Below are 11,928 nucleotides of genomic sequence, written 5' to 3' on the forward strand. Positions count from 1 at the left end.
AAATCGGCTCGAAAGTCAGAAACCGTTTTTCAAAACTGTAATACTGTAAAACTGTAAAACTGTAAAACGCAGTTGGCGCTCTAACACTATGGTTCATTTCTATTACAGCGTCTAACAGCATACCCATGATTTTATCACAGGTTCAAGCCAATATACGTATAGTACTCCACCTAACTGCCTAATATTCAGCAATATACAATAACCGCTAAGATTTACACTCCAAAATTAGGCTTTGTAACGCATTGATACACAGAGAAATGTAACAAGGTGACGGACATTTCCATCACAAGTTGGCGACAAGTGGAACAACCTATTGTTTTTTTTCGTACCTTTGCACCGAAGTCCAAGAGAGAATCACTCATCGCACAGAACATTCCGTCCGCACACAGACGTGGGCAACTCCTCAGTAAGTCACCAGTGAATCCGCATTAAATCCCAGAATCAGGCGGGCGACGATGGGACAAAATGGGAGGAACATGGGAACTGAAAAGGAAAAACAGACGATGTGGGAATGAAGCGAAAAACGAAGGATGAAAACGAAGGATGAAAATGGAACTCCAAAATGATAATAAACGAGTAAAGAAACAGACTATGACAACAAGACAATGGAAACCCATCAGAGCGTTTGAAGAGATCCTCTTCGAAGAATACAACGGCATTGCCAAGATTACCATCAACAGACCACGGTACCGCAACGCCTTCACACCAAAGACCACCCTCGAACTGAGTCAGGCCTTCGCCATCTGTCGTGAACTGCAGCGCATCCGCGTCGTACTGCTCACCGGTGCCGGCGACAAAGCATTCTGTTCGGGAGGCGATATGCATGTGAAAGGCCGTGGAGGATATATTGACGAAGAAGGCGTGCCCAGACTGAGTGTCCTCGATGTGCAGATGCAGATACGCCGACTGCCCAAACCCGTTATTGCCATGGTCAACGGCTATGCTATCGGCGGCGGTCATGTGCTCCATCTGGTGTGCGACCTGACCATCGCATCGGAAAATGCCATCTTCGGACAGACTGGTCCTAAGGTCGGATCCTTTGACGCCGGCTTCGGTGCATCCTACCTCGCACGAATGGTGGGACAGAAGAAGGCCCGCGAGATATGGTTTCTCTGTCGCCAGTATTCAGCCCAGGAGGCAGAACGTATGGGCATGGTCAACAAGGTCGTGCCATTCGACCAACTGGAAGACGAGTGTGTGGCATGGGCAGAAGAGATGATGGAACGTTCACCCATTGCTTTGCGCATGATCAAAGCCGGACTCAATGCCGAACTCGACGGACAAGCCGGTATTCAGCAGTTGGCAGGCGATGCTACCATGCTCTACTACTTCCTCGATGAAGCACAAGAGGGTGGCAAGGCATTCTTGGAGAAGCGCAAACCCGATTTTGACAAATACCCTCAAATCCCCTGATCAGCAATGTATAAGATAGACTTGGAAGAGCGGGTGCTCCATTTCCGACAGCCTGCCGGAACATCACGAGGCATCTATACCGACCGTCGGTCGTGGTTTGTGACCGTCACCGATGGCAATCGTCAGGGCGTGGGAGAATGTGCTCCGCTACCCCAACTCAGTTGTGACGACCGTTCAGACTACGCCCAACTGTTGCGCCGCTTCTGCGACCAGATAGAACAGACGGGATGTTTCGACCCAGAACTCCTGCGCGACTATCCCTCGATGCTCTTCGGACTGGAAACCGCCATGCTCCATCTGCAAGCGGGTGACATCATCTTCGACACCCCATTCAGCAGGGGAGAAGAGGGAATCACCATCAACGGACTGGTATGGATGGGCAATTTCGAAGAGATGACTCAACGGCTCGACCAGAAACTCGACCAGGGATTCCACTGCGTGAAACTCAAGATTGGTGCCATCCGCTTTGAGGATGAACTCGAACTCGTGAAGCGCATACGCAACAGATACAGCCATCGGGAGGTGGAGCTGCGTGTCGATGCCAACGGAGCATTTGACTTTGAAGATGCACTCTACCGCATGGAACTCTTAGCGCAATATGCAATCCACTCCATCGAACAGCCCATTCGTGCCGGGCAGTGGAGCTTCATGGCAGAACTCTGTCGCAACTCACCATTGCCCATCGCACTCGATGAAGAACTCATCGGTGTGAACGACAGAGACCAAAAACGACAGATGCTCAACATCATCCGTCCCGCTTATATCGTATTGAAACCCTCATTGCATGGCGGTATGATGGGAGTAAGAGAGTGGGTAGAGACAGCTCGCGATATGGGAATAGGCAGTTGGATAACCTCAGCATTGGAGAGTAATGTCGGTCTTGACGCCATTGCCCAACTCACAGCCGATATCTATGGTTCTGCCATCCGCATACCCCAAGGACTGGGCACCGGCCAACTCTTTACGGATAATATACCCATGCCGCTGACCATCAAGGGTGACAAACTATGGCGATGCAGATAGAAGAGTTTTTGGAGGAATGGCACAACGACTGTGACACCCTGCTCGTACACACCAGTGGATCGACAGGGAACCCCAAACCCCTATGGGTGGAGAAACGACGCATGGAAGCGTCGGCACGTATTACCTGCCGTTTCCTCGGACTGAAAGCAGGAGACACCGCATTGCTCTGTCTGCCACTCGACTATATAGCCGGCAAGATGATGGTGGTCAGGTCGCTGGTGAGTCAACTGCGGCTGACAACGGTAGAACCCAGCAGCCATCCTCTTGCCCTCTTGCCTCCATCACTACAGCAGATTGACTTTGCTGCCATGGTGCCCCTGCAGGTGTGCCAATCGCTGAAGAATGATGAACAACGGAAACGGATCATGGATATTCGGCAACTGATTATCGGCGGTGGATCCATCGATGACCAATTGGCTGCACAGCTCCGAGATTTCCCACATGCCGTATGGAGCACCTACGGAATGACCGAGACGTTGTCGCATATCGCCCTCCGCCGGCTCAACGGGCCGCAACGGTCGGAATGGTACAAACCCTTTGAAGGTGTCGGTCTGTCGGTTACCGCCGAAGGTTGTTTGACGATAGATGCTCCTGCCGTACATGAGGGAGTGCTCGTGACCAACGATATCGTGGAACTGCGTGCTGACGGATGTTTCCGTATTCTTGGCAGGCGCGATAATGTGATATGTTCGGGTGGCATCAAGATTCAGATGGAAGAGGTGGAGCGGTTGTTGCATGCTTATACCGATGTGCCGTTGATGATAACCCGTGCACCCCATCCGGTATTGGGGCAACAGGTGGTCATGCTGACGGAGAGTGATGACAGGGAAGGCCTTCGCAACATTTGTCGTAATCATCTGCCTCGCTATTGGCAACCACGAAGCATCTTCACCGTAGCACATCTGCCTCAGACTGCGACCGGCAAACCTGCACGTGCCGAAGCTGAACAAATGGCGGTTGCACACGGAATGCATGGATGACACTCAATAATCACAGATCATCAATCAGAATATAAAAGGACTGAAAACATAAGGGGGACGTGTCCTCACGGATTCGTCCCTCTTTTCGGTTGTTAGTATTATAAATAGGTAGTAGAACGAAATGATGCCAAAGCATCATGATGGGTATATCGGTTCAGCACTCACGATAGAAATCGAGTGCCTCTTTGATTTCGTCTTCAGTAGCTGTTTGGTCGATGCGGATGTCGCCCACATGGCCCAAAAGCGTGAAGTTGATGGTGTTGCCCACATTCTTCTTGTCGTGGTGCATCAATTCTATCAGTCGAGGATAGTCGTCGCAGGTGATTGCCATCCGTCCGTAGTTCTCCTTGATGAATGCCACGGTCTGACGCATGATGTCGGTGGGAAATCCAGTCTTGACACAACAGAGATACAACTCCACAATCAGTCCGTATGCCACCGCATAGCCGTGAAGAATAGGCTGGCGCTCCAATGCCAACGATTCGAAAGCATGTCCTGCCGTATGTCCGAGGTTGAGTGCTTTGCGGATGCCGTGCTCTGTGGGATCTTCCGTCACGATGTGTTGCTTCACACTCACATTATCAGCCACCATTTCACTGGTGATGTGCGAGGTGACAGGGGCGAAGCAAACCAACTGACTCCAGCGTTCTTTGGTGGAAATCAGTCCGTGTTTCAACATCTCCGCATAGCCAGAGAGAATATTCTCCCGATCCATGGTGTGCAGAAATTCAGTATCGAGGATGACACAACAGGCATTGTTGAATACACCGATTTCATTTTTCAATCCTCCGAAATTGATGCCCGTCTTGCCGCCAACACTGGCATCGACCATAGAGAGCAGGGTAGTGGGGATGTTGATATAAGCAATGCCGCGCTTGAATGTGGAAGCAGCAAACCCACCTAAATCGGTGACCATGCCACCACCCAGATTGACCATCAGCGAATGGCGTGTGGCACCAAGGCGTTGCATTTCGCTCCAAACAAAGGATAGGGTATCGAGCGTCTTGTGAGTGTCGGTACAGCCGATGGTGATCAACTGTGCATCGTGCATCGACGGACATTGGCAGACCAGAGGCCAACATGCTTTGAGCGTTGTTTCATCAACAAGCACCAAAAGACGGTCGTGGCTACATGCCGCTACAGCTTCGTCGAGTGCTTTCCGAATGTTTTGTGATATGATAACCTTCTGTTGTTTCATTTCTGTCTGCAAAATTAGTATAAAATTTGCAATTTCGTCTATAAAAATTATAGATAATTGACGAAATGGGCATTTTTCCTGCTTTTTGGGTTAAACTCTTTGGCGATTTAAGCGTCAAAAACCCCAGATTGAACTTAAAACGTTACCTATAGAAAATGAAAAAGAGATTCCTAATGACCCTGATGACGTTGACCATTGCCATAATAGCCATGGCGCAGCGCTCCATTACGGGTAAAGTGATTGAAAACGACTCGCAGGATCCAGTGGCACAGACCACCGTACGCCTGTTGAAGACAGACAGTACGATGGTGAAAGGTGTGTTGACTGATTTGAATGGACAGTTCTCGCTGAAAGCACCAGCCACAGGCCGATATATTATTCAGGTGACCTGTGTGGGATTTAAAACCTATACCAAGCGCATCAATGTGACAGCCGACAAGAATGTGGCTTTGGGCACTATTGCCCTTTCGCCCGATGCTATTATGCTGAAAGGAGCCACCGTTACCGGACATGCAGCCAAGGTGACTGTCAAGGCCGACACCTTTGTATATAATGCATCAGCATACCGCACTCCAGAAGGATCGGTAGTGGAAGAACTCGTGCGTCGCCTCCCTGGTGCACAGGTTGACGACTCAGGTAAGATCACCATCAACGGCAAGGAGGTGAAAAAGATACTGATCGACGGTAAGGAGTTTATGACAGGTGACACCAAGACAGCCATGAAGAATCTGCCCACCTCTATTGTAGAACGTGTGCGGGCATACGATCAGAAGAGTGACCAGGCGCGTGTGACAGGTATTGATGATGGCGAAGAGGAAACCGTGCTCGACTTCGGTGTGAAGAAGGGCATGAACCACGGACAGATGCTCAACGTGAATCTCGGGGCTGGTACGAAAGACCGTTACAGCAACCGTGCCTTTGGCGGTACGCAGAGCAAAGACCTTAAGGCCTTCGGTATGATGAGTGCTAACAATGTAAACGATATGGGATTCCCCGGCGGTGGCGGTGGACGCTTCGGCGGTGGACGACAGGGACTGACAGCTACCAAGATGGTGGGCTTCAACCTCAACTATGAGATTCCCGATAAGCTGATTCTCGACGGTAGTGTGCGCTGGAACCACAGCGACGGTGATGCCTATGTGTTGAAATCAACCGAAAACTTCCTAAGCGGAACAGCCTCTACCTTTGGCAACAGCCGTAACCAGAACTATACACGATCCAACAACTGGGATGTACGCATGCGTTTGGAATGGACTCCCGACAGCATGACCAATATCATGTTTCGTCCGCACTTCACCTATGGTTCCAACGACGGACTCAGCAAAGGTTATTCGCTGACCTTTGATGACGACCCCTATACCTATGGCAACGACCCCCTCAACAATGATGAACTGGTGGAAGCCATGCGCAACGACGGACTCGTCAAAAACCGTAACAACGACAACTCGCTCAGTTATAGCGACTCGAAAAATGCTGGTGCAAAATTGCAGATGAACCGCAAGCTGAGTGCCAACGGCCGCAACGTGACCTTGACCCTGGGCGGTAACTATGGTGACGGCATGAGCAAATCGTTTACCAACAGTATGGTGGAGTATTTCCAACTGCTTAATAGTGCGGGTAGCGACTCAACCTATCAAGCCAACAGATACGCCGTGACTCCCACTACCAACTGGAACTACAGTATCAAGGCCCTCTACAGCGAACCTATCCTGCCCAAAACTTATTTGCAGTTCAGTTACCAGTATCAGTATAAATACTCGAAGAGCGACCGTGGTACTTACGACCTCAGCAATATCAACGCCAACTTCTTTGATGTCGATGCAGACTACCGCCAGTGGGACAGTTACCTCTCGCTCCTGGGCAATGCCTCGCTCGACAACTATCGCGACAATAAGCTCAGCCGTTATTCGGAATATAAAAACTACATCCACACAGCCGATGTCATGTTGCGCGTGATAAAAAAAGACTATAATTTCAATGTGGGTGTGCAGGTAGTGCCACAGAAGTCACACTTCGTGCAGGACTATCAGAGCGTACATACTGATACCACCCGTACGGTGACCAATGTTACCCCGACAGCCGATTTCCGTTGGAAGATTTCGAAGTTGAGTCAGTTGCGCTTCACCTACCGCGGAACTACCAGTCAGCCTTCAATGACCGATCTGCTCGATATTACCGATGACAGCAATCCACTCAACGTCAAGAAGGGTAACCCAGGACTGAAACCATCGTTCACCCAAAATTTCCGTCTTTTCTACAACAACTATATCCAGAATCATCAGCGTAGCATTATGGCGCATCTGATGTTTTCAACTACCGACAACTCCATCTCCAATATGGTGACCTACGATAAGACAACCGGTGGACGAACCACACGGCCTGAGAATATCAACGGCAACTGGAATGCCTTCGGTATGTTTATGTTCAATACCGCAATCGATACTGCTGCCTATTTCAATGTGAACACCTTCACGACGGTGAACTACAGCAACAGTGTAGGATATGTCAGTGTGGATAAGGCAGACTCACAGAAGTCAACCACTCGCACTACGAATCTCAGCGAACGCATTGCTGCCAGCTACCGCAACGATTGGTTGGAATTTGAACTCAACGGTTCACTCAGTTATATGCACGCTCGCAGTAAACTGCAGGCCAACAACAACCTCGACACATGGACCTTCTCCTATGGTGCCAGTTTGATGCTGACCGCACCGTGGGGTACGCAACTGTCGTCAGGACTCAATATGAACAGTCGTCGTGGTTTCAGCGACTCGTCGATGAATACCAACGAACTGATATGGAATGCACAACTCTCGCAGTCGTTCCTCCGTGGCAACGCACTCACCGTGTCACTCCAGCTCTACGACATCCTTCATCAGCAATCTACCTTCAGCCGCACGGTCAACGCCATGCAGCGTGCTGATACGGAATACAACGCCATTACCAACTATGCCATGCTGACCGCATCATACAGGCTGAATATCTTCGGAGGCAAGTCGAGCATGCGCGGTCCACATGATAACCGTCGAGGCATGCGCGGTCCTGGCTTTGGTGGAGGTTTCGGCGGTCCTCGCAGATTCTAACATCAACTGTTTTCAACAATACATGAAAAGGTGCAGGCCATTATTATTGGTCTGCACCTTTCTTATGGGGATATTGACGACAGAATTATTCTGCTTTGCGGTCGTCGATATTGTCGCCCTCTGTGGGAGCCATCTCCTCTTCAAAGTCGGTAACACCAGCTTTTACAAGGATGTTGTACCACTGAATGAGCTTTTTGATGTCGCTGTTGTGAACGCGGTCGCGATCCCATTCAGGCAACACCTTGGTGAAATACTCATGGAGTTCGGCAGGACTTGCCTTCTTGTAGTTGAGGCTTGACTCCTTGCCACCTTCCAAATCACGCAGTGAGGCGAGGATGGTCATCAAGGGCACATCGTCTGTTTCGGTAAACATGGCGATGTCGGCCAGTGATGTGATACGGTCGTTGCCGAAAGCAGGCATGCGCTTATGTGTCGCATCGAGTGCCTCAACGATGAGGCTGTTGTTGCCGCGTGACACGAGTTTGTAAAGTCCCGGTTTGCCCGAGATGGCTAAAATAGTCTGTTTCATGATTTGTATGCTAATTGTTTGATAATTGTTTCTATTTGTGGTTCGAGGGGCTGTATGCCGTCGTTGACAATCTCGAAGTCAGACAGCTGCCGCACTTTTTCCTGAGACCATTGGCGTTGCATCCACTGCATCACCTTCTCCCTGCTGATGTGGTCGCGTGACATGACTCGGTTGATGCGCACCTCATCGGGAGCACTCACCATGACAACCTTATCGACCAAGCGGTTGATGCCTGATTCGAAGAGGATGGCACTCTCCATCCACTGGATGCCGCTCTCCTCGAAATCGCGGAATACGGCAGGATGGACGATGTCGTTGATGGCTTGCGCATGGGTATCGCTCTGCAAGAGGAAACGCGTCACGGCAGCCTTGTTGAGCGTGTGTTCGTCTTTGTCGGTCTGACAGAGAAAAGCATCGGGGCCGATGAGTTGGCAGAGTCCTTTATATATAATAGGTGAGGTGCGAATGAGGCGTTTGGCAGCCTCGTCGCAGTCGTAAACCTCGATGCCACGCTGTTTGAGCAGGCGACACACGTAACTCTTACCTGTTCCGATTCCTCCTGTGATACCTATCTTCATTCTTCTTCGATGAGATAATCCACCTGTTTCATTTCGAGAGTGGCGCGACTGATGCCATGAGGCACATTGCGCAGGTAGATGTTACACTTGTCAGACGGATGCTGCATGATTTCCTGGTAGTCTGCCACAACGGTGAAGTCCTCTGGGCGCAACGACCTGAACTGGTTGACACCCGTGATGAAGTTCACCTTGACCTTTTGCGGGAAGGTGCGCAACACTTTACCCTTCGGCATGTTGATGGCTTGAATGGTTACACCATCGATACTCTCTTCGGTGAGGACATCGGTAAAGAATCCGATGCGCACATATTCAGGTACAACCTTCACATCTTTAATATGTGCCAACCGGCAGTCAACCATCAAAGTGTCGCGGAATCCTGCATAGTTGAGCGGCTCGGTGAACATGGCACGAATGCTGTCGAGTTTCTCGCTTGAGGCATAAACGTCAACACTGTCGGGCCAATATTGCACATGTGAGATGAAATAAAGCTGTTCGGGGATGACACGGCCAGCCCATCTTACCGGTACACGCTTGCGCTCACCGTTGTTATAACTGAAATCCACCCTGTCGGGCTTCATGCTGATAATAGAGGTGGACGATTCCAGTTGTAGTTCGATGAGGCGTTTGAGTTCACTGCTGCTAACCGCTCCTTTTCCTTGCCCTCGGTCATAGGTCTTGAAGGGAATATTGAGCATTGTGGTGTGGTTGTAAAGATAGCCCATGATGACCCAACCCTTGTCGCGTAAGGTGACGCGGATGGTATCTGTCTCAGACGAGGTGAGTACGGCATTTCGAGGGACTCCCTTGATGCGTATGAGAACCTTCACTTCCTGTTCGTAGGTCTCATTGAGAGTGAGAATAAGCCAGAAAGCTCCCGATAGAAAAAGAAAAAACAGAAACACCAGAAGTTGCTTGCTCATGGTGCTGAACAAGAAACGTCTGGTGATCCGTGTCAGGTGTTGTGGATTCAAAATGCTGACTTAATAGTCGCGGCATGAATGCCGGATGTTATTTTTGAGCGGTCTGCATGGTAGCAGCCACATTGTCATATACAAAGTTTTTATCAACTTTGATAACTACACCATGGGCAATCTCCACTTCGATGATGCCTGTTGCCAGGTCAACGCGCTTCACTTTGCCATAGATGCCACCGCCGGTTACAACTTCTTGACCTTCGGCCAGAGAGTTCTGAAACTGCTGAATCTTCTTGCGTTGCTTCTGCTGAGGGCGAATCATGAAGAAATACATGATGGCAAAGATAGCCACCATCATAATGATAAAACTCATGCTGCCACCCTGGGCACCACCGGCTTGTGCGGCGAGGATAATCTGTGTCATAGTCGTTAATATTGTTTTTATTGTGTAATCTTATCGTTTCTGTCGTCAATGCGCTTGAGCAAACGTCCTGTTTCAATGAGATGATGGGCAATGTTGTCGAGCATACCATTGATGTAACTGCCACTGCGTGGGGTAGAGTAGGCCTTGGCAATCTCTACAAACTCGTTGATGGTAACGTTGATGGGAATGCTGGGGAAGGATAGCATCTCTGCAATGGCCACCTGCATGATGATGATGTCCATATAGGCCAGACGGGAGAAGTCCCAGTTGATGGAAGCTTCGCTCATGAGATGCTGATATTCATCGGCATTGAGGATGGCATAGCGGAACAGCTTGCGTGCATAGTCCTTGTCTTCCTCGCTGTCGTATTCTGGCAGCAACTCCTGACTGGCTTTCTTCTTTTCGTCGAAACGCTTGATGGTCTTCAGTACGAAGGTGTCAACGATGTCCTTGTCGTCGTTCCAGTAAAGACTCTCTTCTTCAAGCAGGGCGTCAAGGTCGTCATTATTCTGAATGAACGTACGATAAATCTTACGCCACACCTCGCGGTCAGCAGCGTAATCGTCTTGCTCGTCAGCCATATAATCGTGGTAAATCTGACTTTCCGTAATCTGAAGATACAACTTTTTAAGAAATTCGGGATTGTCGTTCCACGATTTCTTCTGTGTTTCCATCAGCTCGTTGAGCATCTTGTTCTCTTCAAGCTGCAGTGCAAAACGGTTGTAAGCGAACTTCTGTGATGGCATTTCTGTGCCTTCGCGCTGTGCCCTCGCCTGGGCAACCTCCAAATGTCTGCGCGACTCTTTTGTAATGCCAACAATGAGCGCCAGCAGATAGGCATACATATCGTAGGCCTTGGAGAGGCTGAAAAGAAGTTCCTTCTCTGCCGATTCAATGTTCTTGCTGCCGTTTTGATAATAGGCATAGGTTAACTGAACGGTCTTGATTCTTATTAATTCCCGATTAATCATAAATCTGTTGAAAATAATTATTTTGATACTCTTATCAAGTGCAAAAATACAAAGAAATCCATTCTCGTGCAAGAAAAGCGATGAAATAATGTAAAAAAGTAGTGGATGTTATGGGCATATCACAAATTTTTCGTACCTTTGCACCGCTTTTTCGCTTCGTGTGATGGTGAATTAAGCAAAAACAACTTAATTTAGAGTAACACATTTATTATTATGAAAGAAATCAACGTAAACGGTCAGAAGCGCACCGATTTGGGCAAAAAAGCCTCTAAACAGCTTCGCAAAGAAGGACTCGTACCCTGTAATTTGTATGGTGAGAAGAAAGATGAGAACGGACTTCCCGTAGCATTCTCATTTGTAGCTTCTATGGCAGAACTCCGCAAGGTAGTTTATACTCCTCATGTATATGTAGTAGTGCTGAACATCGACGGTGAAGAGCACAAGGCTATCATCAAGGAGCTTCAGTTCCACCCAACAACCGATGCTCTGCTTCACGCAGACTTCTACGAGGTGAACGACACCAAGAACATCACTGTAGGTATTCCCGTTAAGCTCAACGGTCTGGCCCAGGGTGTGCGCGATGGTGGTAAGCTTCAGCTCCAGATCCGCAAGATCAACGTTACCGCTCCTTATCAGCAGATTCCTGAAATTCTGAACATCGATGTTACAAACCTCGAGCTCGGTAAGAGCATCAAGGTGGCTGCTCTCAGCTTCGAAGGTCTTGAGATCGCCACTCCAAAAGAGGTTATCGTTTGCTCTGTTAAGGCTACCCGTGCATCTCGCTCGGCTGCTGCCACTGCAGAATAATCTGACTG

General features: G+C 49.3%; 11 protein-coding genes. 5 read left to right on the forward strand and 6 right to left on the reverse strand.

Annotated elements, in window-relative coordinates; genetic code table 11:
• Positions 1-591: 591 nt before the first annotated feature.
• From menB to CIK89_RS08080, 3 genes are read left to right on the forward strand one after another with little or no spacing between them, the layout of a single operon-like run.
• Positions 592-1,413, forward strand: coding sequence for a 1,4-dihydroxy-2-naphthoyl-CoA synthase (gene menB / locus CIK89_RS08070; RefSeq protein WP_094390898.1), 822 nt, complete (start codon positions 592-594; stop codon positions 1,411-1,413).
• A 6-nt stretch (positions 1,414-1,419) separates the two neighbouring features.
• Positions 1,420-2,436, forward strand: coding sequence for an o-succinylbenzoate synthase (gene menC, locus CIK89_RS08075; RefSeq protein ID WP_094390875.1), 1,017 nt, complete (start codon positions 1,420-1,422; stop codon positions 2,434-2,436).
• Positions 2,427-3,416 (forward strand): AMP-binding protein, encoded by a 990-nt coding sequence (locus tag CIK89_RS08080; protein ID WP_094390876.1) that lies wholly within the window; start codon positions 2,427-2,429, stop codon positions 3,414-3,416. Before menC ends, CIK89_RS08080 begins: the two co-directional genes overlap by 10 nt.
• Before the next feature lie 154 nt (positions 3,417-3,570).
• Here CIK89_RS08080 and CIK89_RS08085 read toward each other — a convergent pair whose 3' ends face one another.
• Positions 3,571-4,614 (reverse strand): 3-dehydroquinate synthase family protein, encoded by a 1,044-nt coding sequence (locus CIK89_RS08085; protein ID WP_094390877.1) that lies wholly within the window; start codon positions 4,612-4,614, stop codon positions 3,571-3,573.
• Between the two features lie 155 nt (positions 4,615-4,769).
• Here CIK89_RS08085 and CIK89_RS08090 point away from each other — a divergent pair, with 155 nt between their 5' ends.
• Positions 4,770-7,697 (forward strand): TonB-dependent receptor, encoded by a 2,928-nt coding sequence (locus CIK89_RS08090; RefSeq protein ID WP_094390878.1) that lies wholly within the window; start codon positions 4,770-4,772, stop codon positions 7,695-7,697.
• Between the two features lie 85 nt (positions 7,698-7,782).
• Here CIK89_RS08090 and CIK89_RS08095 read toward each other — a convergent pair whose 3' ends face one another.
• From CIK89_RS08095 to nusB, 5 genes are all read right to left on the reverse strand, one after another.
• Positions 7,783-8,226: a DUF5606 domain-containing protein gene (locus tag CIK89_RS08095; RefSeq protein ID WP_094390879.1), complete on the reverse strand. Its 444-nt coding sequence runs from the start codon at positions 8,224-8,226 to the stop codon at positions 7,783-7,785.
• Positions 8,223-8,804 carry a dephospho-CoA kinase gene (gene coaE / locus CIK89_RS08100; protein ID WP_094390880.1) on the reverse strand — a complete coding sequence of 194 codons (582 nt, stop codon included), beginning with the start codon at positions 8,802-8,804 and terminating at the stop codon, positions 8,223-8,225. Before coaE ends, CIK89_RS08095 begins: the two co-directional genes overlap by 4 nt.
• On the reverse strand, positions 8,801-9,724 hold the full coding sequence (locus tag CIK89_RS08105; RefSeq protein ID WP_094390899.1) for a hypothetical protein: 924 nt from the start codon (positions 9,722-9,724) through the stop codon (positions 8,801-8,803). Before CIK89_RS08105 ends, coaE begins: the two co-directional genes overlap by 4 nt.
• A gap of 88 nt (positions 9,725-9,812) precedes the next feature.
• Positions 9,813-10,142, reverse strand: coding sequence for a preprotein translocase subunit YajC (gene yajC / locus CIK89_RS08110; RefSeq protein ID WP_094390881.1), 330 nt, complete (start codon positions 10,140-10,142; stop codon positions 9,813-9,815).
• A 17-nt stretch (positions 10,143-10,159) separates the two neighbouring features.
• Positions 10,160-11,113, reverse strand: a complete 954-nt coding sequence (nusB, locus tag CIK89_RS08115; RefSeq protein ID WP_094390882.1) for a transcription antitermination factor NusB — start codon at positions 11,111-11,113, stop codon at positions 10,160-10,162.
• A 213-nt stretch (positions 11,114-11,326) separates the two neighbouring features.
• Between nusB and CIK89_RS08120 the strand changes: the two genes are divergently transcribed.
• Entirely contained in the window at positions 11,327-11,920 is a 594-nt protein-coding gene (locus CIK89_RS08120) for a 50S ribosomal protein L25/general stress protein Ctc (protein ID WP_094390883.1), read from the forward strand.
• Positions 11,921-11,928 lie beyond the last annotated feature (8 nt).

Origin of the sequence: Prevotella sp. P4-119, from assembly GCF_002251345.1 — a bacterium.
Lineage (GTDB): Bacteria > Bacteroidota > Bacteroidia > Bacteroidales > Bacteroidaceae > Prevotella.